We start from the raw sequence: 22,740 nt of genomic DNA, 5'->3' as shown, positions 1-22,740 counted from the left end.
GACTGGCCTGCGTGCGCGGTCGACCTAGGGTGAAGGCATGAGTGACGACAACAGCATGCGCGGCCCCGATGGCGAGTTCGACGGCAAGGGCGTGAGCGGACTCGATTACCTTCACTCCATCATCGACGGGCGGCGGCCGAGAGCCCCCATCTCGGCGACTCTCGGGTTCGACCTCGTCGCGGTGGAGCCCGGAACGGCAGTTTTCGAAGGGAAGACCGGAGAGCATCTCCGCAACCCGATGGGATCGGTGCATGGCGGATTCGCCGCCACTCTCCTGGACTCGGCGCTCGGTTCGGCCGTTCTCACGCGGCTTCCGGCCGGACTGGCCTACAGCACGGCACAACTCAACGTGAATATGATCAGACCGATCATGCCGGAGACGGGAACGCTGCGCGCGACCGCCCGGGTCATTCACCTCGGCCGCACCCTGGCGACCGCCGAGGCGCGGCTCAACGGAATCGATGACGGAAAGACGTACGCCCACGCGACTGCCACATGTGCGGTCTTCCCGATGCGACGCACCTGACCTCGGAGACGCCTCCCACCGCGCGCTCGTCGTGGGTCCGCGTCCGGCACCTCTCGGCGTTCGGCGCCCGAAGACTCGAGCGGTGGTCGGCTCAGCCGGCCGCCGCTTGACGGTGCGAAGCCCGCGCTGGTCCACTGCCTGCGAAGATTCGACATCCGGTCCCCGATTTCGCCGGCGGGAGCGCGGACCGAACCGAAGGAGTGCGGCCATGCCAGCCGAAGCGATCGTCCGCCAGTCCGTCGTCGACCTCCTGGAAGAGCGCCTGCGTACGAACATCCTGGACGGCACCCACCAGCCCGGCTCCCTGCTCCCGCCGGAGCGTGAACTCGCCGCGTCCTACGGTGTCACCCGCACCACCCTGAAGCATGCCCTGTCCCGGCTGGAGCAGGCTGGCCTGCTCCGCACCAGGCACGGTGTGGGCACAAGGGTGCTGGACTTCCTCAGGTCCGGCGGCGTCGACCTCCTTCCGCTGCTGGTGGGCCAGGACGGCCGGTGGTTGTCGGACGTGTTCGAGGCCCGCCGGGCGATCGGCGGACTGATCGCGCGCAAGGCGGCGTCGCAGTGCAGCACGGCGCAGGGCGCTCGGCTCCGTGCCGCGGTGGACGCGGTGGCTGACGCACCGGACCCGGCCGAAGCCCAGCTCGCGGAGGCCGAGGTGCACCGGGAACTGGCCCGCACCACGGGCAACCGTGTGTACCTGTTGCTCACCAACACCTTGCTCAACGCATATCTGCCGGTGCGTCACGTCATGAGCACCCCCTTCGCGGACCCGGCGGTCGCCGCGGAACGCATCCGGCAGGTGGTGGAGCCCGTCGCGAAGGGCGAGACGGAGGAGGCCGGGCGCGCGGCGGAGACCTATCTCCAGCTGACCGCCGAGGAGATGACCGCGGATCTGGTCAGTCGCAAGCCCCGGAAGTGATCCCGGAGCCACCGGGCACCACTGGAGTCGCGGACGAGGCCGGGGACTTGACCTACGAGGAGTGGGCTGGTTCTCTGCCGTCAGTGGATGAGCCACTGAGCCAGTGAGTCACTGGATCGCGGGGGCTCGTCGTGACCTCCGTGGTCTCCCTACGGCTGCCTTACGCGTCGGACGGCCCGGACGATTCGGAGAGGAACGGTGCCGTACATGGCAGCACGCCGGGGAGCGCACTTCGCTGAGACCATGACGGGCAGGCTGCGGCTCGACACCGACGGGGGCGGGAGCCGGCCCGTGACGCTCGACCTGCGGGTGGACGCTCCCGGCCCGGTCCGCCTCCGTGGGGCGACAACCGCCGTCGTCACGGGCCGCGTTCGCGTCGACGGCTGGGCCGACGACCGACATGCCTGCGGGAGCATGCTCATCGCCCCGCTGTCCGGGGGCCGGATCGACTACCACGTGCGTTTCACGGCCCTGGACGGCCGGGAGTACGTCCTGGAGGGCCACAAGTCCCCGACCTGGCGCAGTCCGCTGCGCTCCATGACGGTCCTGCCGATCCGCCTGCGACCGGCCGGGGGGACGGCGGGCGAAGTGGGCTCGGGCTCTCCAAGCTCTGTCGGTGAGGGCCGGTTGCGGTTCCGCCTGCGCACCCTGCCGTCGTTCATGGCGAGTTGGCGTTTTCCCGGATCCACCGACTTCGCCGAGACGCTCAACGCGGCTCGCCCGGACCGCCTGAACGTCTGGTACAGCACCTTCACCGACCCGAAGTCCGGCACCGGATTCTGGCTCCATCACGAACTGGTGCGCCCGGTGAACGGCACGCCCTACACCCATGGTTGGGCCGCGGTGTACAGGCCGGACCTGCCTCCCGTCATCGACCGCTTCGGCCCCCACGCGCTGCCGGAGGGCGCTACCCCTTCGGCCGGGGACGGCGCCCCTTCCCAGTTGCCGGGCTTCCACTCCCCGTCCGCCGTCGCCACCGCGCACGAACTGCGCGGAAAGACAGCGCAGTTGGCCTGGGACCTCCGGGTGGCCTCGGATTCAGCACCCCTGCGCACCTTCCCCCGGCTGGCCTGGAAGCGCCGGGTGCTGCCCGCCGTCCACGTCATCCCGCAGGCACAGGCTCGCTACCGCGGGTCCGTGTGCCTCGACGGGCAGACGTTGCTCGTGGCCGACGCCCTGGGGGCCAGCGCCCGTATCGCGGGCCGGGGCAACGCCCACCGCTGGGCCTGGCTGCACGCCGATCTGGACGAGGACACCGTTCTGGAGGTGGTGGCGGCCGTCTCCGGCCTGCCGCTGCTGCGGCGTCTTCCGCCGCTGGTGTTCCTGCGGCTGCGCAGAGCGGGATGCGACTGGCCGCGCGGCGACTGGCGCAGCTCACTGGGCGTCATGGGGATCGGTCGGTTCCGGGGTGCGCCGGTACTGCCGACGTGGACCGTGCGGGGCCACGCGGGAGGGCGCCGGATCCAGGTACGGGTGCATCTGCCCGAGGAGAGCCGGACCGCTGTCTGTTACACGGACCCGGACGGCGGCAGGGCCACCTGTCACAACAGTGAGCGGGCCGATGTGCGGGTCTGCCTGGAGCAGTGGCGGGACGGCGGGTGGCAGCCGGAACAGGTCTGGGACGTACGGGGCACCGCGCACGCGGAGGTGGGGCTGCGATGAGCGCGGTTCACGGCCGGGCACTGGCGGCGGTGCTGCTGGATGTCGGCGCGGGCGCACACCGTCCCGAGTGGGAGCGGCAGGTCCCGGAGCGACTGCACCGCTTCATGTCGTCCCTGCCGCCGTACCTCCGCACGGGTCTGCACGCCACGGACATGGCGCTCGACGGGTTCTCCGTCCTCACCACGGGTCGGCGTGCGCACGGTCTGCCGCCCGACACCAGGGCGCGGCTCCTGCGGCGGCTGACCCGGCTGCCTGGATTCGAAACCCTGATGGACAACGTCAAGATCCCGCTGTTGCTGGCCGCGGGGGCGAGCCGGCACGGCTCCCGGCCGATCAGGCCCTTCGTCCGGGCCGATCCCCCGCTGGACATCTGCCCGTCCTCCGACTGGCCCGACGAGCACCGCGTCGACGCCGTGGTGATCGGTTCAGGCGCGGGAGGTGCCGTGGCGGCGCTGACCCTCGCGTCCTCCGGGCGTTCGGTCGTGGTCCTGGAGGAGGGACGGCACTTCTCGACGAAGGAACTCGCCTCCCGGCCGCCCCTGGACCGGTTCGCCGACGCCTACCGGGACGGCGGTGCCACCCTCGCCTGGGGTCTGCCGCCCGTGCTGCTGCCGCTCGGCCGGGCCGTCGGCGGCACGACCCTGGTCAACTCGGGCACCTGCTTCCGCACACCCCCTCATGTACTGGACCGATGGCAGCGCACCCACGGGGTCGAGCTGGCGGACCCCGCCTCCTTCACCCGTCACATGGACCATGTGGAAAAGCTGCTCGGCGTGGGTGTGCCCGATCCGTCCGTCCTCGGGCGCAACGGCGGGCTGGCGCTTCTCGGTGCCGGCCGCCTGGGCTGGTCCGCCGCTCCCCTGCGCCGTAACGCCATCGATTGCGGGGGATGCTGCGAATGCGTCGCCGGCTGCCCGAGCGGCGCCAAGCAGGCGGTACAGCTGTCGGTGCTGCCCGCGGCGTGCGCGGCCGGCACTCGTATCGTCACCCGCGCCCGCGCCACCCGCATCGTCACCGAGCACCACGCGGGCGCCCGACGCGCCGTCGCGGTGGAGGCGGTTCGCCCGGACGGCACGAGCTTCACCGTCAGCACCGGCCTCGTCGTCGCGGCGGCCGGCGCCCTGCACACCCCGGCCCTGCTACGCCGCTCCGGGCTGGCGGAGCATCCACGGGTGGGCCGTAATCTGGCGATCCACCCGGCCGTCAGCGTCGCCGGGCGTTTCACCGAAGCCGTCACCGGCCCGGGCGCGGGCCCCAACATCCTGCAGAGCGTCGGGGTCGACGCGTGGCACGACGAAGGCATCCTCATCGAGGCGACCGCCGCACCTCCGGGCATGACGTCCTTCGTCCTCCCGCACCTCGGCCAGACACTGAAGCGCGAGCTGGACGACGCCGGAAGGCTCGGGCTCCTGGGCGCGATGGTCTCGGACCGCTCCTCGGGGCGCGTGCGCGGCACGCGTCGCCCGGTCGCCTCCTACACCCTCGACGCCGAGGACGGTCGCCGCCTCCTGCGGTCCATCGCCCACATGGGGCGCATCCTCTTCGCCGCGGGCGCGCGCGAAGTCCTCACCGGTATCCCGGCACACCCGTCGGTCACCTCACCCGCCGATCTCGACGAGGTCGTCAGCCGCACCGGTCGCCGCCGCCTCCACCTGTCGGCGTTCCACCCCACGGGCACCGCCGCTCTCGGGGCGGACGACCGGCACTCCCCCGTGCGCCCCGACGGGCGACTGCGCGGCACGGAAGGGGTGCTCGTCGCCGACGCGTGCCTGCTGCCGTCGTCGCCCGGTGTGAACCCTCAGATCACCATCATGGCGCTGGCGCACGCCGTGACCGAGCAGGCCGTCCGCCGCGACGGGGGATGACAGGGCGCCTGCCGCCTGTCCGGCACGGCATCGGCTTCCGGAACCCTTCCGGTTCCCCTGCGTCCTTGATCCGGACTCGGCCCGAGCGCTTCTCCCGGGATTCCTGCGGCAGTCAGCCGAGGCCGAAGTCCTTGCGGACAGCGACGAACTCCTCGACGGTCAGGGGCCGCTTCGCGGAGATGCGCTCGATGTCGATGGCTGCCCTGTTGAGAGCCGGGACATCGTCGTGGTCGGCGGGGGCGCCGCGAGGGAGGAAGCCACCTTTCTCACCCGCTTCGTCCGCTCGGTCACCATCGTTCACCGCCGCCTCCACGCTGCCGGCGTCGAAGGTCATGCGGTGCGGGGCCCTGTCCGACGCCCGCACCAGCGGCGCTGACCGGCCAGCAAGCCGCTGACGGGCACAAACCCGCACCAGCTTCGGGCCCCGACTCCCACCTCAGGCCACGCCCACCGCACCGGCCACGCACCCCGGAATCAGAGGAGGGCGGCGACCGCAGCCGCCGCCTGCCGCAGCCGCGCCTGGCCGCGAAGGACGACGATTCCAGGCGTCTCTCCTGCTCGTTCGCGCACTCGCCGACGACTGGGGCGTACGGCGAGGGGGTGCCGCACGGCGAGAATGCCGATCGGCGAGTCCGCGTTGACGATCCTTGCCACATCCCCTGTGTGACCAAAACCCTTCGGCGTGCGGCACTTCGGCCGACGCACAGCAGGACGGCCCCCCATGGATTGATCAAGCAGGAGGAGCAGGTGAGCCCGTTTCAAAGGCAGCCGGGCGGCCCGTAATGCATGATCGATATCGCTGCCGTCCCTCGACAAACGGGCAATTCCAGCATGACCGGTTGACGTCTTATTGAGCCTCACTCACTTCTGCTTCAGTGGGTCGCATTGTTTGCCTCATCCACTGAGGAGGGCCGTATGGCCGAAGTCAGGAAGGTCGCCCGACCCGCGGTCACCGCGTCGAGCCGTCCGTGCGCGTTCGTATCGCCGGACCGGGGAAACGCCCCGACCATCACGCCCCAGCGTCAGCGGACGGAGAGCACCTCGGCCTCCGCCGACCAACGAAAAGAGTGTGAGCCGGCCTGACGGCTGACCCACCCACCCGGGGCCCCGCTCGCCGGCTGGGCCCCGGCACCGCGCGCGCCGGGAACTGCCCTGTTCCGCGCCGCGCGCATGTGACCGCGGCACCGCCGTCCCGGCCCTCGTGCCTACGCCTTTCCGTCGCGCCGGAATTCGTGACCCGCAGGGAGAAGGCTTCAGCCATGCAAAATTCGATGTACCAGTCCTCGCGCTACATCCGCACCCTGCGCGGCGCGGATGATCGGGATTTCAGCTCATTCGGCGGCCGGCTCGACGCATTCTCGGGCGGCGAGCGGAACATGGCCTTTCATTCACTCTTCGGAAACGCGCGGCTGATCGACCGGGACATCGTGGAAATTCTGCGGGAGGCCGCCGGGGGAATCAGCTGGCAGCGGCTACGCGAACGGGTGGACGAGGAGTCGCTGCGTGACCTGGTGGAAGCCCGCTTCCTGGTCGAGGTGGGGCAGGACGAGGCCAGGGAGATCGACGCCCTGCTCGAGAGCAGGCGTGAAGTGCTCAGCAGCGGCGTCTTCCACTCCTCCATCCAGCTCGTGCTCACCAACGCCTGCAACTTCTCCTGTCAGGGCTGCTTCGCGTACAACTTCGACGGTGGTGTGGAGGAGCGCAACACCTCCGGAGAGTCGGTGAAACCCGGTCCGGTCCTGGTCGAGCTGCGCCGCTCCCGCGAGGACGCGCCGGGCCGTACGGACTCAGGACCCACGCTCGCCCGCGGCGACTGGAACCACGGCTCGGACGAGGGCCGCAATCCGTCGATGCACATGTCGCGCGAGGTGGCAGAGAAGACCGTCAGGGAGGCCATCGAGCTACGCAAGGCCAACGGGGGCGGCCATCTGTCGGTGTCGTTCTTCGGCGGCGAGCCGACCCTGGCCCGGAACACCATCCTGCACGTGCTGCGCACGTTCGGCGACCGCCACGACGGGGTCTCCCTCACTTACGACCTGACCAGCAACGGCTCCCGCATCGACGCCGAACTGCTGGCGGCGCTCGCCGAGCACCGCGTCGACACCACCGTCTCCATCGACTACCTGGTCCCGGAGACCGGCGAGTTCCGCGGCGGGCAGCAGCAGCGCACTCCCTGGGCGGTGGTCCGCAAGGCGATCCTCGACATGAAGGCCGCGGGCGTGCCCGTCAGCATCACCTCGGTGCTCTCCCAGTACACCTGGGACAAGTGGGGCACCCCGCTCATCGACTTCGTCGCAGAGGCCGGCCTGGACAGCCTGGACGTCATCGTGTCCTTCCAGGCGAAGGAATTCTTCCAGCAGCACAGCCCGCACGACGTGGCACAGCGGCTGCTGGCCGCGGTGGACTACGGGCGCGAGCGCGGCGTCCAGCTCAGCGGCTACTGGTATCAGACCTTCCAGATGATCATCGACGAGGCCAAGTGGGCCGAGCAGGCCGACTACAAGACGTGCCCTGCGGTCGGCCGTCAGCTCTCCATCGAACCCAACGGCAGTGTGTTCGCCTGCAAGGCCACCGCCCGCAAGCTCGGCACCATCGACGACTGGCGCGGCATCTTCGCCTCGCCCGCCTACCAGGACTACGGCATGCGGGCCTACACCAACGGCCCCGGCTGCCAGGGCTGTGAGCTGCAAGGCACCTGCTCGGGCGGATCCGCCGGCGCTCTGGAGGAGGAGAACGGCTCGATCCAGGTGATGTCGCCCGGCTACTGCGCCTATATGCGCGAGGTGGTGCAGGGACTGCTGGAGCGCCATCACGCGCGGAGCCTCGCCGGCTTGTCCTGACCCCGGCCCCCACGTACTCCCCGACGGGTCGCCCGCACGGTGCGGCGGCCCGCCGGTCCACGACCCGGCTCCCGTGACCCAGTTCCGGGCCGAGGAAGGGTGACTGGTTCCATGGCAACGATCGGACTGCACTTCGGCCATGACGCCGGGGCCGCACTCACCGACGCGAACGGCTACCGGGTCATCGAGGCGGAGCGACGGCTGGGCCTGCGCCACGTGTGTGGCGGCAACGGAGACTTCCCGCAAGCCGCCGCCGAGTGGCTGGCGGAGTTGCGGGAGCGGGCGGTGAGCCCGGTGACCCGGATCGCCGTGGCGGACTGGTACACACCGCGATGCCAGGTGGTGCCGCCCGCGCTGGTCGAGCTGGTCAACGAGGACGCCCGCTGGGCGGCGCCCGGCGTCACCGGCCTGGCCGAGGCGGTGTCCCGTGTGATCAAGCCCGTCGACTGGCCGCTGGCCCACGGTCTCGGCGACATCACCCTCGTCGCGGTGCGCCATCACTACGCGCACGCTGCGCTCGCGTATCACACCTCCGGCGCCCGGAGGGCCCTGGTGCTGGCGCTGGACGGGACGGGCAACTACGCCGAGTGCGGCATGGTCTGTCTCGGCGACGGCGACCGGCTCACCCCGGTGATGTCCCTCACCAACCGCGGCGGCCCGCGCTTCGGCCTGGTCTACGAGGCGCTGTCCCGGCGGGTCCACGGCAGCCAGTTCGACACCGGCAAACTGCTCGGGCTGACGGCCACCGGGGAGACGGACGCGGCCCTGCTGCCGGTGCTGCGCGCCATGCTGGTCCCGCAGTCCACGCGGCGTGCCGCACCGGATCTGTACGAGGTGCTGGACGAGAAGAAGCTGACCGGGACCGCGCTGCGCTACGCCGACACCTGGTGGGAGTACGACTCGGTCAGCGGCGGCTACCTGGACGCGGGCCTCGCCGACTCCTCGGACGACGACGTCGTGCACTCCTTCGGCTCGGTGTTCCCTGACGAGATCCGGAGCGCGGACGGCGGTACCACGCTGGTGGGAACCTCTCCCGAGGACCGGGTCTGCCGGGACCTCGCGGCGACCCTGCAGCACGCCGTGGAGGAGGACCTGCTCCAGCTGGTCACCGGCATCAGCCGCCGGTTCCCCGGTTACACCACCCTGTGCTACGCGGGTGGCTGCGCCCTCAACATCACCGCCAACACCCGTCTGGCCGAGTCCGGCCGGTTCGCCCGGGTCCACATCCCGACGTGCTGCGACGACTCGGGAATCGCGCTCGGCGCGGCGCTTGCCGTCGCCGACCCGGCCGACCGCCCCGCGCTGCTGGGCGGTTCACGCTGGGCTCCGCTGGCCTATGCCGGACCTCCGCTGACGGGGCTGGAGGCCCTGGACGGCGACGGCACTGATCCGGCGTTCCGCCCCGCGGCGGCACCGGTCGAACCGGCGCTGTCCGTGCGACGCGCGGTGGACGACGAGGAGTTCGTCGAGCGTGTCGCCGAACTGCTGGCCGAGCGGCGGTGCGTGGCCTGGCTGGAGGGTGGTCTGGAGACCGGGCCGCGAGCCCTCGGTCACCGTTCGCTGCTCGTCTCGGCTCACTGGAGCGGCGCCCGCCGGTACGTTTCCGAGACGATCAAGCAACGTGAGTGGTTCCGGCCGGTCGCGCCGATCTGCCCGCAGGAGGTGGCCGACCACTTCTTCACCGGCCCCCTGGACCACGCCGAGACCATGTTGTTCGCGGTGCGGGTGCGGCCCGACCGGGCCCGGCAGCTGGCGGAGGCTCGGCACATCGACGGAACCGCCCGGCTCCAGACCGTGACGCCCGGCGTTCAGCCCCTGCTGCACCGGCTGTGCCACGCGGTGGGAGCACGCACGGGCCTGCCGGTGCTGATCAACACCAGCGCCAACGCCGGCGGACGCCCGCTCCTCAATCGCCTCGGCGAAGCCTTGGAGCTGCTCACCGGCACCGAGCTGGACGCCGTGGCACTGCCGGAACACCGCCTGATCGTCGAGTGAGGCCCGCCCCGTCCAGCAACCTGTGACCCCTGACCTGGAGAGTACCCGTGGCCGTCGTTCCCCTGCGTGACATCGTCAAGACCCAGCCGCTGCGCGTCCTGTCCCCTGCGGACTGGCAGCAGTGGGTCACCCAGGGCTATGTGATCGTGCGTCAGGCGGTGGAGCCGCAGACCGTGGCCGGCCTGGCCGAGGGCCTGTACTCCTTCCTGGACATGCGTACGGACGACCCCTCGACCTGGACCTCGCCGCACACGGGCAACGACCGGCTCCCGGGGCACAGCGGCCTGGTGGAGATGTACAACCACCAGGCGCAGTGGGACGTGCGGCAGAGCCCCCGGGTCTACGACGCCTTCGCCGACATCTGGGACCGCACCGACCTGTGGGTCACCATCGACTTCGCCAACGTCAACCCGCCCAACCGGGGGCCGCGCGCCTTCGAAGGGTTCGTCCACTGGGACGTGGACACCTCCACCGATCCGCTGCCGGTGAGCTGTCAGGCGGTGCTCTCGCTCACCGACGGCGACGAGGAGATCGGCGGGTTCCAGTGCGTGCCGGAGATCTTCGCCGAGTGGGAGAAGTGGGTGAGCGAACAGCCCGCCGACCGCGACCCGTTCACGCCCGACATCACCGGCCACTCGATCACCATGCCCCGGGTTCATCCCGGTGACCTGATCATTTTCAACAGCCTGCTGCCGCACGGTGTGCATCCCAATGTCTCCGAGGACCGGGTGCGCATGGCCCAGTACCTGACCATGGCACCCGCCTGGGAGGAGCACACCGAACTGCGCGAGGCCCGGGTGCGGTTCTGGCGGGACCGGGTCCCCCCGCATCCCCCCGAGGGCGGGGTGCGCAAGGACGAGGCCGAGCTGTGGGGACCGGCGCGGCTGAGCGATCTGGGCGAACGGCTGCTGGGCCTGCGGACGTGGTCCGACGACGGTGTGCCGCAGGACAGCGCGTCCCGGGGAGGCGTTGTTGACTGACACCGCGCGGCCCGCGACCGGACCGGGCCGGCGGGCGGACCTCGGCCGCCCGTTCCGGTGGCTGTGGGCCTCGACTGCCGCCTCCAACGCCGGCGACGGCATCACCCGTACCCTGCTGCCGCTGCTCGTGGTGGCACACCATCCCGACCCCGCGGCGGTCGCCGGGCTGACCACCGTCAACATGCTGCCCTGGCTGCTCTTCGCACTGCCCGCGGGCGTCCTGGTGGACCGCTCGGACCGGCGCCGGATCGTCCTCGCCAGCAACGCGGTGCGCGCCGCGGCTCTGCTCGCCGCCGCCGTGGCCCTCGCCGACCACCGCCCCCTGGCCCTGTTGTATGCGCTGGCGTTCGTGCTCGGTATCGCCGAGACCCTCGCGGACACGGCGGCGCCCGCGATGCTGCCACGGCTGGTCGACGAGCGGCAGCTGGAGCGCGCCAACGGCCGGCTGTCCGCGGCACAGATCGTGCTGAACGAGATGGTCGGGCCGCCCGTCGCGGGCCTCCTGGTGGCAATGACCGCCGTCGCGGCGGTGGCGACCGGCGGCACGATGTACGCGCTGGCCGCGCTGCTCATGCTCGGCCTCGCCCCGCTCCCCCGCGCCGCCCGCCCGAACGTCCCGCCGGGCACGCGCGGCGGAGTGCTGCGCGACATCCGGGCGGGCCTCGGGTTCGTCCTCGGCCATCGCACGCTCAGGCTGACGCTCGCCGCGAGCACCTTGTACGGGCTGGTGTTCTCGGCGACGTTCTCGATGCTGGTCCTGCTCAGCGACCGTGCTCTCGGACTGGACGGCACCGGGTACGGACTGCTGCTCGCCGCAGGTTCGGTGGGCGCCGTCGCGGGCAGCTGGCTGGCGCCCCGGGCCGTCGGCCGGCTGACCGCGCTGCGACTGGCCCGCTGGTCACTGGCAGCGTCGGGCGCCGCGTACGTAGCGCTGGGTCTCCTGCGGCAACCGGCGCTGGCCGCTCTCGCGCTGGCCGCCAACGGCGTCTTCATGATGGGCTGGAACATCCCCGTGATGTCGCTGCGCCAGCGGCTCACGCCGGAGCCGTTGCAGGGCCGGGTGATGAGCGTGTCCCGGCTGTGCTCCTGGGGCTCCATGCCGGTCGGCGCCACGCTCGGCGGTCTGCTCGCCGAAGCCCTCTCCGTGCCCGCCGTCTTCGTGGTGTGCGGTGCCGTCCTGGTGGCGGGCGCGCTGCTGCTGCTCGCGCCGCTGCGCGAGGACACCGCGGCGGCCGGCCCGTCCCCGCACAGCGACCTACTCGACAAGGGGTGACCGTTGGACACACAGCTCTACGACACGGTGATCGTCGGAGGCGGCCCGGCCGGCCTCAACGGCGCGCTGTACCTGGGCCGCTCACGCCGAAGGGTGCTGCTGATCGACTCGGGTGACGCCCGCAACATGGCGGCCGGGGTCATGCACAACGTGCTGACCAATGACGGGGCGACGATCGCGGACTTCCGCACCCGTTCCCGCGCCGAGCTCGCTGCGTACGACGTGACCTTCCGCGACGACGAGGTGACGTCGGCGGGATGCGACGGCGACCGGGTGGTCGTCACCACCAAGGAGTCCGGCACCTTCCAGGCCCGCACCCTGCTGTACGCGGCCGGGGTGCGCTCGGTGCTTCCTGCGGTCCCGGGCCTCGCGGACCTGTGGGGCAGGGCGGTGTTCGAGTGCCCTTACTGCCATGCCTGGGAGGTGCGTGGGCGCAGCTTCGCCGTGTACGGCGGCAACGTGCCCAGCGAGTGCCTGGCCGCGACTCTGACGGTGTGGTCCGAGGACATCACCTACCTCGCCGACCGGCGCGTCCTCCCGCGCGACGAACGAGACCGGCTCGTCGCGGCCGGCGTGCCCGTGGTGGCCGACGGGATCAGCGCGTTCAAGCCGCACCCGGCAGGGGTCGAGGTCATCTTCGAGGACGGCCGGTCCGCCTCCTACGGCGCCCTCTTCCTGCATCTGGACATCGAGCCCCGGGTGGACCCGCTGCGCCCCTGGCTGCAGGCCCCGGACCTGGAGTCGGTACAGGCAGACGAGCGCGGCCGCACCAGCCTGCCCCGGCTGTACGTGGCGGGTGACCTCGGCAGGAACATGCAGCAGGCCGCGATGGCAGCCGCCAGCGGCGGGCTGGCCGGCATGGCCATCAACGCCGACCTGATCCGGGAGGACCGGCCCGGTTCCCTGCCCGAGCCGCCGCCCCCGCAGCCCGCCCGCTGAGCGCACGCCGACCGCCCCACCCAGCCACGGGAGCCCCTTCGCGATGACCTCACCCCGCGCCGAGTTCACCCCGCACATGGAGCACTACACCTTCGTCCTGGAGGACCAGCCGTACCTGGGCTATTTCCAGTACGGAAACGAGAAGACACCCGTCTACACGACCGACCGGCACGGCTTCCGGGTCACGCCGGGGCCGGCCGGGCTTCGGGTCGGCGTCGCCGACGACCGCCCAGACGGCCCGGCGCGGGTGCTCGCCGGCAGTTCCGCGGTCTTCGGCGTGGGCGCCACCGGCGACGCGGCAACCATCTCCGCCCGGCTGTGGAACGCTCACGCGCCCCGGCTGCCCTGGCTGAACGTCGCCGGGCAGAGCCACAACTCCGCGCAGGAACTCATGCTGTTCACCCTGTTCCTGCACGAGCTGCCGCCCGTGGAGGACATCGTGCTGGTGTCCGGAGTCAACAATCTCGTGCTCAGCCGACTGCCCGAGGAGAAGCAGGGTCGACACGGCGCGTTCTTCGACTGCGGGCCCGCTCCCGATGTCGTCCCGCCACCGGAGCGGCGGGTGGCGCACGCCGCGGAACTGACGCTACGCCACCTCGGGGCGTGGAAGACCCTCGCGGACGGCCTCGGCGCCCGGCTGACCTTCGTCCTCCAGCCGCTCGCGCCCTGGGTGCGCGAGGAGCCGCTGCCCCGGGAGAAGCTGCTGTTCGAGGAGCTGGACGAGGTGTCCAACTTCCGCCGGTTCCACAACGACATCTCCACCATGGCGGTGGGCCGCGCCTACGCGGACCGGCTGGCCGCCGGGTGCGCCGGTCTGCACGTACCGTTCCTCGACATGAACGTGGCGCTGGCCGACGTGGCCGGCCCGGAGGACTGGCTGTTCATCGACCGGGTGCACTGCACCGATCTGGGCTACGACCTCGTGGCCCGGCAGCTCGCCGACCGTCTCGACCTGGCGTGAGGAGCCTGTGATGCCCGAGTCCCCGCACGAGGCGGCCCACGACACGGCCCCCCGGGAAAGCGGCCACGCGTCCGTGCCGGCAGTGCGCCGCCTGGCCTCCTGGCTGCGCCGCCGGCACCGGCCCGCCCCCTGTGCCACCGCACCCCCGGACGGGCTGCGCCCCCAGCCCGAGGACGACGCCTCCGTCTACCCCCTGTTCTGAGATGGCCCGTTCCGGCAGCGGAACCGGCCCGAACGGCCCGGTCCTGGGCATCTCCGCCTACTACCACGACAGCGCGGCCGCCGTCGTGGCCGGCGGCGTCCCGCTCGTGGCGGCGCAGGAGGAGCGGTTCACCCGGCGCCGCCACGACGCGGGCTTCCCCGCCCACGCCGTCGCGTCCTGTCTGCGTGAGGCCGGGCTGCGCCTGGACGACCTGGCGGCGGTGGCGTTCTACGAGGACCCGGCCCTGAAATTCCGCCGGGTGCTGGCGACCTGGCTGGCCACGGCCCCCCGCGGCTACCCGGTGTTCCGCCGGGCGTGGCCCGAGTGGACCGGCTGGAAGCGGCGCGCCGTGGACGACGTGAGGGCGAGGCTGGGTGAGCTGGCCCGCGGGCGGCCGCTGCCCCCGGTGGTGGCGCACCGGCATCACGCCTCGCACGCGGCATCGGCGTTCTTCCCGAGCCCGTTCTTCTCGGCGGCGGTGCTGTGCGTGGACGGCGTGGGCGAGTGGGAGACCACGACGCTCTGGCACGGGAGGGACACCGAGCTGGTCCCACTCGCGCAGCTGTCGTTCCCGCACTCGCTCGGCATGCTGTACTCGGCGTTCACGTACTACTGCGGCTTCAAGGTCGACTCGGGCGAGTACAAGCTGATGGGCCTCGCGCCCTACGGCACCCCGCGGTACGCGCCGCTCATCCGGGAGCGCCTGATCGACGTGAAACCGGACGGCTCCTTCCGCCTGGACCTCGGATACTTCACCTTCCAGTACGGGCTGACCATGGTCGGCCGGGCCTTCGAGGAGCTGTTCGGCGGGCCCCGCCGGACTCCCGAAGGCCCGCTGACCCAGCGGGAGTTCGACCTGGCGGCGTCCGTGCAGCAGGTCACCGAAGAGGTGCTGCGGCGGCTGGCCCGCACGGTGCTGGAGCGCACCGGGGAACGGCGGCTGTGCCTGGCGGGCGGTGTCGCGCTCAACTGCGTGGCCAACGGGCGGATCCTCACGGACGGGGTGTGCGACGAGTTGTGGGTGCAGCCGGCGGCGGGGGACGCGGGCGGGGCGCTGGGCGCCGCACTGGCCGAGTCGCACCACCGGGGAGCGCCCCGCGCCCACGCGGGCAGCGGCCGGGACGCGATGGCGGGGGCGCTGCTCGGCCCTGCCTGCTCGGACCAGGAGATCGAGGACTTTGTCACGCATGGCGGTTACCCCGCCGTGCGGATGCCGGAGCGGGCGCTGGTGGAGCGGGTCGCGGCGGAGCTGGCGGCGGGCCGGGTGGTGGGCTGGTGCCAGGGGCGGATGGAGTTCGGGCCGCGTGCGCTGGGCAACCGGTCCATCCTCGCGGACCCGCGGGATCCGGCTATGCAGTCCGCCCTCAACCTCAAGACCAAGTTCCGCGAGTCCTTCCGGCCGTTCGCGCCCGCGGTGCTCGCAGAGGACGCGAAGGACTGGTTCGAACTGCCGCAGGAGAGCCCGTACATGCTGCTGACCGCGCAGGTCGCCGCCGCCCGGCGGCAGGAGTGCGGGCCCCCACCAAGGGGGGCGACGGGACTGGAGCTGTTGCGGGTGCCGCGCTCCACGATTCCGGCGGTCACCCATGTCGACGGCTCGGCGCGCGTGCAGACGGTGACGGCCGAGCACAACCCTCGCTTCCACGCGCTGCTCACCGCGTTCCGGGAGTGGACGGGCTGTCCGGTGCTGGTGAACACGTCGTTCAATGTGCGTGGGGAGCCGATCGTGCGGGACGCCCGGGAGGCGTACGCCTGCTTCATGCGCACGCGCATCGATCTGCTGGTCCTCGGCGACTTCCTGCTGAGCAAGCGTGACCAACCCGAGTGGCGGGAGGAGGGCGACTGGCGTGCCGCGATCCCGATGGACTGAGCGGCTTCGGCACCTGGGGGCGGCCGTACTGTACTTCGCGCTGGTCACCCCCGCCGGGCTGTGCGTACGAGCCGTCCGCGATCCGCTGCGGCGCTCCTGGGACGCCCACCGGCCGACCTATCTGGAGCCGCCGGTGCGTACCCGCCGCCGCACGGTGTCGCCGTCCGGCCGAATCCGTGGACCGGGCGTCAGAATCCGGCGGGCGCGCTCGCCACGATGACGGCCACCCGGCGCGCTCCGAGGTCGAGGATCCGGGAGGTGGCCCCGGAGAAACCGCATGAAGTCGCCCAGGCGTCGGCCTCCCGCACGGTGCGGGGCAACGGCACGTCACGAGAGACGTGACGGGCGAAGCGTTCCGATGGGCGGAAGTGCGTGGCCAGCGGCAAGGTGAAGCCCACCCGGCCCCCGGGACGCAGGGCGCGCAGCCAGTCGTCCATCACCCGACGGCCGAGAAAGTGCAGCGAGGAGGCGCAGAGCACCACGTCCAGGGAGTGATCGGGGACGGGCAGCGGTACGGCGTCGGCGACCCGCCAGTCGATCGCGCCGGCCGGGACGAGGCCGGCGGCTCGGTCGCGGCCCGTGGCGACCATGCCCGGGGACAGGTCGACGGCCAGGACGGCCGGTGCGGTGTCCGGCCGGTCCCGGGCGACTTGCAGCGCGACCGCGCCGGCCCCGCACGCCACGTCGGCGATCCTGGCGGTGGCACCGGGATCAACCCATGCGATCAAGGCCCGTGCGATCTCCTCATGGTGCCCGTGGTCATAGCTGTCGGCCAGCTCGTCGAAGACTTCCGCAAGCGTTGCGCTCTCCATCACCGGCTGATCCTAGGCGGTTGTCCACCACCCGTGTGGAGGTTGGTGCATTGCCTGGGCATCGGCGGGGTGATGTCAGCGGACGATCCGAAGTGGATCAAGCCGCTGTCCGGGGCGATGTTCAGATGTGCTGGTAGGTCATGACCGGTGCTCGGTGGCGGTGAGGACGGCGACGTGGTCGACGAGCATGGGATGGCCGGGGCGGGTCTGCGTCGTGGGGGTGGCGTGCCCGGCCAGCGCGTCGGGGAATCCGCCGCCGACAGCGAGGTTCAGCAGGAGAAAGTGGCCTTGAGCGGTGGCTGCTTGCCAAGCGGCCGGGGCGACCTGCGTGGAGCTGACGGTGTGGTAGCGCCGTCCGTCGACGAACCAGTGGAGCCGCTCGGTGGAGGTGCGGCGGTCCCATTCCAGGGTGTAGGTGTGGAAGGTGCCGGTGCACCGTGTGCCGGGGCAGGTGGTGCCGGCGGCCAGGCCGGTGCTCTCGTTGCAGGGGCCTGCGGTGGGCGTGCCGCAGTGCATCACGCCCCAGATGCGGTTCAGGCCGTTGGCGTTCTCCATGATGTCGAACTCACCGGACGTCGGAGAGGGGACCCCGGCCCGGTATGAGGCGCCCAGGGTCCAGAAGGCCGGCCAGTAGCCCTCGGCCGCCACGCCGGTGACGGCGGGCAGTTGGATGCGGGCCTCGATGCGCATACGTCCGCCCGCAGGAGGGCGGAAGTCACTGCGGCGGGTCTCGATGCGCCCGGAAGTCCACCGTCCGGCGTTGTCGCGCAGGGGGGTGATGCGCAGGTTGCCCCGGCCGTCTTGGCTGAGGTTGGCGGGATCGGCCGTGTAGGTCTGCACCTCACCTGTACCCCAGTTGGGCGGGCCGCCGGGGTACCCGGTGCCGATATCGATAGTCCATTTCTCGCTGTCGGGCAGGGTCCCAGCCGGGCCGTTGAAGTCGTCCGCCCAGGCAGTCCTCCACACATGTGTGGCTGACGCGGGGGTGCCGCCTGCGACAAGCGGGACCAGGCCCGCGCACAGAGTAGTCAGCGCGGCCGCCAGGCCCACCCGGGCACGGCGGGCATGCAAGAGCATTCTCATGGGGTTGCACCTCGCTGGGCTGGTGGTCAACGATCTCCGAACACACGGTTTGCACCATATGTCCATAACTGTCGATCCTGCTCGGTGACAGGGCCTCCCCATGCGGCGCATGGCCCATCACCCGCACCCTGGTGCGGGCCACTCAGACCGCTGAGACAGACCGTCGGCGCCGTCCGCGCCTCAACCCCGAGGGGACCCGTCGGGTGATCCGCGTATCGACTCCGTGGCCGCGGGTGTCGCAGGGGAAACGATCTCTCGACCCCACCAGGCAGGAAAGGACGGCCGTCGTGGCCAAAGCATCGTTCCCGGTATCCGCTGATGAGCCCGAGCGTCTACGCGTCCTGCATCGGTACGGCATCCTGACCACACCGGTCCCACCGGACCTGGCGCCGATCGTGGAACTCGCCTCCTATGTCTGCCAGGTCCCTCATTCGGTGATCAACATCATCTCCGCCGAAGAGGCCAACCTGATCGCCGCGGTCGGCTTCGAACCGACGGTGTGCGCCCGCGGCGACTCCATGTGTGCGGTCACACTCGTCGAGCCCGAGCCGGTGTTCGTTCCGGACGCCAGGCTGGATGTCCGCTTCGCCGACAACCCCTATGTGAGTGGCGTCCTCGGCGACATCCGCTTCTACGCCGCTTCTCAGCTACGCACCCCCGAGGGAGCGGTCCTCGGTACCCTCTGCGTGTTCGACACCGAGGTCCGCCGGCTGACCGCCTCGCAACGTGGCGCGCTGGACAAACTGGCCCGCATGGTCGTCGACGTCCTCGACCTGCACCGTCACCAGGCGCTGCTTCATCAGGCACTGCAAGCCGCCGATGAGGCACGCCGCGAGCTCGAACGCTCCAACCGCGCCCTGCAGCAGTTCGCCGGACAGGTCAGCCACGACCTCAAGAACCCGCTGACCGGCGTCCTCGGCCACGCCGAGAACCTCATCGACATCCCGGCGATCGCCAAAGACCCCGACGCCTCCTTCTGCGCCCAACGGGTCATCGGCTCCGCACACCGCATGCACACCATGATCGAAGACGTGCTGGCCCTGGCCAGCGCGGGTGGACGACTCCACCTCGAACCCGTCGACCTGAACACCCTCGCCCACGCCGTCATCGAGGACCTCGACAGACCCATCAGCACCCATGGTGCGCGCGTCACCGTCGAGAACCTGCCCCTCGTGACCGCCGACGCGACCCAGTTGCGCGTGCTGCTCCAGAACCTCGTCAGCAACGCACTGAAATTCCGCAGAGCCGACCGCCCCTGCCAGATCGTCATCGCAGCCCGAGCACATGGGCACGGCTGGGACATCGCCGTCGTCGACAACGGCCGCGGCATCCCGCCGCAGGACCGCCAACGTGTGCTGGGCCTGTTCACCCGTGTGCACCCGGACGTCGAAGGCTCCGGCATCGGCCTGGCCACCTGCCAGCGGATCGCCGCCGCACACGGCGGCACCCTCCGCCTCGAAGAGACACCCGGCGGCGGCACCACCGCAGTGCTCACCCTTCCCACCGACACCACACCGAACTGTCCGCCGCCCGGGGCTTGACCCTGTGATTCACGGGTCCGCACATAGCCGTCACCGTCGAGGACGCGGCACTAAGCGAGAGCGCCCTCTATGACGACCTGTCCGCGCTGCTCATCACCGAGGAGACCGGCGGCACGATCCAGCTGTACGACCTCTCCGAGCCCGCCCGTCCGGAACAGGGAGCGCGGATCCCTGCCGCTCCCGCTGGCTACTTCCCCGCCGGGAAGGACCAGCTCGCGTCCGCGGTCGCCGACACCACGATCGAGTTCTGGGACGTGTCCGACCCGCGCAAGCCGACGAAGGAGGACGAGACCGTATGCCTCGACCGCGCCATCACGTCCCTCGACCTCACCCCTGACGACCGCCAGCCATCACCGGCCACCCCAACCGCATCTGATCCTTGGGCCGCGACGGCCGCTGGGTGACCCCGGAGTTCGCCACCCTGGAGGGTGCGGAGTCCGTCCGGCTGCCCTCGGACGCGAGCTGGCTGGTCGTCACCGCCACGGACCGGCCCCTCCCCCCAGTCTGCGATGGGCCTGAGGTGAGTTGACGACAGGGACGTCCATCCATGCCAAGTCAGCTAAAAGATCACATGACCGGGTCGGTCATGGTCGAACGCGGTCAACATGATCGGTACGGCATCTCGTCCGGTAAACCATCCCGCTTTTCAGATAAGTCGGGGTGTAGCGGGCCGATTTGGGGCACGATTCCGGGATGGCTTGGGTACGTGGAAGGCGCAACGCGAGCATCGCAGCCGTATGCGTCAACGGCGTGATGGTCCTGCTGACGTTGGTATGGGCTGGCAGCAAACTCGGAGATGCGAACTCGGCATCCGACACCTCGGCGGTCGTGGGGCTTCCGCTCAGCGTGGTGAGTCTCTTCGTCTCCGTAGTCAGCTTAGCTGTGTCCATCGAGGCGATGAACCGCCCCGCCACCGCCTTGGCCATTGCCGAAGAGGCTTCCAAGAGGCTCGCCAGACAGATCAAGGCGACGGAGAAACGGCAGCTGGCCGTCCTAATCGGCGACGTCACTGACACACGTGTCAACCTGCACTACTCAATACGCGACACCGGGCAGCCGGCAGCGATGACGGCTACGGAAGGGTGGCTGTACGTCGTCGAGGGTTCAGGAACGACGAACATGGACGTTGCTTCCTTCTACCGGAGCGTGCCACATGGCCGGCTGGTCATCGTGGGCCCACCCGGTGCAGGGAAAACGGTTCTGGCTATGGAACTGGTCCGGAAACTGATCGAGTCCAGGACTGACCTCACCACCTCCGTCCCTCTTCGGCTGTCATTGGCCGAGTGGGACCTGACAAGAACCCCGCAACTTGAGGACTTCGTTGTAAGCCGGATCGTCTCCACCTTCGACTGTTCGCGGACGCTGGCGAGGGATCTGTTTCAGTTCGGCCTCATTCTGCCGGTCCTTGACGGCCTCGATGAAATGGATCCACCTCTGAGTGACAGCGGAGGCATCGTCCGAGACACCTTCGGCCGCACACGCCCTGACCCGAACGCCCCACGAGCTCTTACCGTTCTAAAAGCACTTGAAGAGTACGCCTGGTACAAGCCCCCGGGACCACTGGTCCTTACCTGCCGCGACACCCACTACGACGCACTGCCTGATGGGGCCAGACTGCGCGACGTCGCACTTGTGCTCGTCGACGGCGTCGACACGGGGCGGGCGGCGGCCTACCTTCACGCGCGCTGCACCCTGAGGGCTGACTGGCAGCAGGCCGACTGGGAGCAGCTGCTCAGGACCCTGGCGCAGAGGGCAGTTGAGCACGGGCACGCGCTGTCGACGCCGTGGCGACTGTCGCTGATTGCCGCTGCCTACCGTGACGGGGGCGACCCGGCCGAGCTGCTTGCGCTGCACTCGCCTGAGGCGGTGGAGGAGCATCTGCTGGATCGGTACATTCCAGCGGTCACAGCAAGCAATGCTTGTGGTGGTGGCCGGTACGACGCGGTCAAGGTGCACCGCTGGCTGCACCACATGGCCAAATCCCTCACCAACCCACGTCTGGGACGTCGGCCCGACGCACCGCCAGAGCCAGGGGCAGATCTTCTTCTTCACCGCCTGTGGCCGCTGGGTGGAACGACTCTCGTACCATTCGTCGAGGGTGCACTGACCTTCGTCCTCTTTGTCGCATTGTGGTCACCGGCCATGGTCGTGGCGCCACCTCTGAGTACATCGAACGTCTCTATTGTCGGTCTGGCGGGGCTTCTCGGGGTCGTGAACGCTGTTGGCACGATGCGGGAACCTCAGCCTTTGAGCCTGCCTTCTCACTCGAGGCACCCCCGCCTGCGGCCACTGGAGGGGCTCATGACCGCCTATGACGAGGTTAGGTGGGGCCCAGCCCCAGAGGACCTCCCAAAGGCCGTCCCCATGTTCTCTTTCGGGTACCTGGTCTTCTCCTTACTCGTGCACGTGTTCCACGTCGTGGACTTCCCCTCTCGCACTCCTTCTGTTCTCCGGATGAACTTCCTGGACGCGGAAGCCAACCCTGTATTCCGTTTCATCACCACGACCGTGTTCAGCTTCGGGTACGGTGCTGTCATCGGGTATGTCCTGGTACGCCTCGTCTGCCTCCCCTTCCGTGTGGCAGCCCTGCCAACTGCCTTCGTCCGTGGGGTCACCGTCGCGGTCACAGATCCCACGAACCGCCCCCGCCCGCCTGGTACCGACATCCGGGACGATGTGCAGTCAGCCCTGGGTGTGGCCCTCGTGACAGCGGCTACAGTCGCGGCCGGCGCCACGGCTGTCAGTGGTTGGTATGCCGCGACAGGCCTCGGCTGGCTCGCGTTCACCGTGACCCTGCTGTCCCTCGGACCTAACGCGTGGCGGCGCCATCTGGCGTTTCGGCTTTGCACGTTGGGGGGCCAACGGCTCCCTGTCAGGCTGCGGTCCTTCCTCGACTGGGCCAGTACAGCGGGACTTCTGCGGCCGTCCGGCATCGGCTATCAGTTCCGTCATCAAGAGTTCCAGCAATGGATTGCAGCCCGCCCCGTGGCCCCGGAGCCGCGCCGCGTGCCACCGCCGGATGCGGGCCGCGAGTGAAGAGACGGCGCCGGACTGGGCGCGGGGCAGGACTGCCACACAGCCGCGGCGGGTTCGCAACTCAACGACGTCCTCTATGGTCCCGATCGCTGTCACAGATCACAGCCTGAGGTCGACCGACGTACCGCTCGTGGGACGCGCCGGCATACAGCCGACGGGCCCACCGACAGGCCGCGGCCTGAACCTTGACCGCCAACCTGGAGACATTCTCCGGGTGCTGCCGGCTAGCGAGGTGT

The 22,740-nt window shown here is 70.4% G+C and carries 18 protein-coding genes; 14 read left to right on the top strand and 4 right to left on the bottom strand.

The genetic code is table 11. From position 1 onward, the window contains the following. The first annotated feature begins 37 nt into the window (after window positions 1-37). The 4 genes from ACIQU3_RS21215 to ACIQU3_RS21200 all read left to right on the top strand — a co-directional run bounded on the left by ACIQU3_RS21215 (window position 38) and on the right by ACIQU3_RS21200 (window position 4,972). Window positions 38-526 (top strand): PaaI family thioesterase, encoded by a 489-nt coding sequence (locus ACIQU3_RS21215; RefSeq protein ID WP_403731313.1) that lies wholly within the window; start codon window positions 38-40, stop codon window positions 524-526. A 208-nt stretch (window positions 527-734) separates the two neighbouring features. Next, the gene (locus ACIQU3_RS21210) at window positions 735-1,445 is read left to right on the top strand and encodes a FadR/GntR family transcriptional regulator (protein WP_403731307.1); all 711 of its coding nucleotides are present in this window, start codon (window positions 735-737) and stop codon (window positions 1,443-1,445) included. Window positions 1,446-1,652: 207 nt separating this feature from the next. Beyond that, window positions 1,653-3,107: a hypothetical protein gene (locus ACIQU3_RS21205; RefSeq protein ID WP_403731304.1), complete on the top strand. Its 1,455-nt coding sequence runs from the start codon at window positions 1,653-1,655 to the stop codon at window positions 3,105-3,107. Then, window positions 3,104-4,972, top strand: coding sequence for a GMC family oxidoreductase N-terminal domain-containing protein (locus tag ACIQU3_RS21200; protein ID WP_403731299.1), 1,869 nt, complete (start codon window positions 3,104-3,106; stop codon window positions 4,970-4,972). Before ACIQU3_RS21205 ends, ACIQU3_RS21200 begins: the two co-directional genes overlap by 4 nt. A gap of 112 nt (window positions 4,973-5,084) precedes the next feature. Here ACIQU3_RS21200 and ACIQU3_RS21195 read toward each other — a convergent pair whose 3' ends face one another. Together ACIQU3_RS21195 and ACIQU3_RS21190 are read right to left on the bottom strand one after the other, a co-directional pair. Further along, window positions 5,085-5,306, bottom strand: a complete 222-nt coding sequence (locus ACIQU3_RS21195; protein WP_403731296.1) for a hypothetical protein — start codon at window positions 5,304-5,306, stop codon at window positions 5,085-5,087. A 140-nt stretch (window positions 5,307-5,446) separates the two neighbouring features. Next, on the bottom strand, window positions 5,447-5,626 hold the full coding sequence (locus tag ACIQU3_RS21190) for a hypothetical protein (RefSeq protein WP_403731293.1): 180 nt from the start codon (window positions 5,624-5,626) through the stop codon (window positions 5,447-5,449). Between the two features lie 605 nt (window positions 5,627-6,231). Here ACIQU3_RS21190 and ACIQU3_RS21185 point away from each other — a divergent pair. The 8 genes from ACIQU3_RS21185 to ACIQU3_RS21150 all read left to right on the top strand — a co-directional run bounded on the left by ACIQU3_RS21185 (window position 6,232) and on the right by ACIQU3_RS21150 (window position 16,032). Continuing rightward, the gene (locus ACIQU3_RS21185) at window positions 6,232-7,812 is read left to right on the top strand and encodes a radical SAM protein (protein ID WP_403731290.1); all 1,581 of its coding nucleotides are present in this window, start codon (window positions 6,232-6,234) and stop codon (window positions 7,810-7,812) included. 111 nt (window positions 7,813-7,923) lie between these two features. Beyond that, entirely contained in the window at window positions 7,924-9,807 is a 1,884-nt protein-coding gene (locus tag ACIQU3_RS21180; RefSeq protein ID WP_403731287.1) for a carbamoyltransferase C-terminal domain-containing protein, read from the top strand. A gap of 47 nt (window positions 9,808-9,854) precedes the next feature. Continuing rightward, entirely contained in the window at window positions 9,855-10,787 is a 933-nt protein-coding gene (locus ACIQU3_RS21175; RefSeq protein WP_403731284.1) for a phytanoyl-CoA dioxygenase family protein, read from the top strand. Then, window positions 10,780-12,060: an MFS transporter gene (locus ACIQU3_RS21170; protein ID WP_403927060.1), complete on the top strand. Its 1,281-nt coding sequence runs from the start codon at window positions 10,780-10,782 to the stop codon at window positions 12,058-12,060. The genes ACIQU3_RS21175 and ACIQU3_RS21170 overlap by 8 nt, the downstream gene beginning before the upstream one ends. A 3-nt stretch (window positions 12,061-12,063) precedes the next feature. Then, complete coding sequence (locus ACIQU3_RS21165) at window positions 12,064-12,999, top strand: NAD(P)/FAD-dependent oxidoreductase (RefSeq protein ID WP_403927058.1); 936 nt, start codon at window positions 12,064-12,066, stop codon at window positions 12,997-12,999. A gap of 43 nt (window positions 13,000-13,042) precedes the next feature. Beyond that, window positions 13,043-13,960: an Inducer of phenazine A gene (locus ACIQU3_RS21160; RefSeq protein WP_403927055.1), complete on the top strand. Its 918-nt coding sequence runs from the start codon at window positions 13,043-13,045 to the stop codon at window positions 13,958-13,960. A 10-nt stretch (window positions 13,961-13,970) separates the two neighbouring features. Then, on the top strand, window positions 13,971-14,162 hold the full coding sequence (locus tag ACIQU3_RS21155; RefSeq protein WP_403927052.1) for a hypothetical protein: 192 nt from the start codon (window positions 13,971-13,973) through the stop codon (window positions 14,160-14,162). Window position 14,163: 1 nt separating this feature from the next. Further along, window positions 14,164-16,032: a carbamoyltransferase gene (locus tag ACIQU3_RS21150; RefSeq protein ID WP_403927049.1), complete on the top strand. Its 1,869-nt coding sequence runs from the start codon at window positions 14,164-14,166 to the stop codon at window positions 16,030-16,032. 188 nt (window positions 16,033-16,220) lie between these two features. Here the strand turns inward: ACIQU3_RS21150 and ACIQU3_RS21145 are convergent, their stop codons facing one another. Both ACIQU3_RS21145 and ACIQU3_RS21140 read right to left on the bottom strand, forming a co-directional pair. Further along, a complete protein-coding gene (locus ACIQU3_RS21145; RefSeq protein WP_403927136.1) occupies window positions 16,221-16,844 on the bottom strand; it encodes a class I SAM-dependent methyltransferase in 624 nt (207 codons plus the stop codon). Window positions 16,845-16,982: 138 nt separating this feature from the next. After that, window positions 16,983-17,684 (bottom strand): family 16 glycosylhydrolase, encoded by a 702-nt coding sequence (locus ACIQU3_RS21140; RefSeq protein ID WP_403731258.1) that lies wholly within the window; start codon window positions 17,682-17,684, stop codon window positions 16,983-16,985. Window positions 17,685-18,214: 530 nt separating this feature from the next. Between ACIQU3_RS21140 and ACIQU3_RS21135 the strand changes: the two genes are divergently transcribed. Next, a complete protein-coding gene (locus tag ACIQU3_RS21135; protein WP_403731255.1) occupies window positions 18,215-19,468 on the top strand; it encodes an ATP-binding protein in 1,254 nt (417 codons plus the stop codon). Between the two features lie 693 nt (window positions 19,469-20,161). Beyond that, complete coding sequence (locus ACIQU3_RS21130; protein ID WP_403927047.1) at window positions 20,162-22,504, top strand: NACHT domain-containing protein; 2,343 nt, start codon at window positions 20,162-20,164, stop codon at window positions 22,502-22,504. Window positions 22,505-22,740 lie beyond the last annotated feature (236 nt).

This window comes from Streptomyces sp. NPDC101110 (genome assembly GCF_044759525.1).
Taxonomy (GTDB): domain Bacteria; phylum Actinomycetota; class Actinomycetes; order Streptomycetales; family Streptomycetaceae; genus Streptomyces.
The sequence above is the reverse complement of the archived record's forward strand: the minus strand, read 5'-3'. Positions and strand labels throughout refer to the sequence as shown.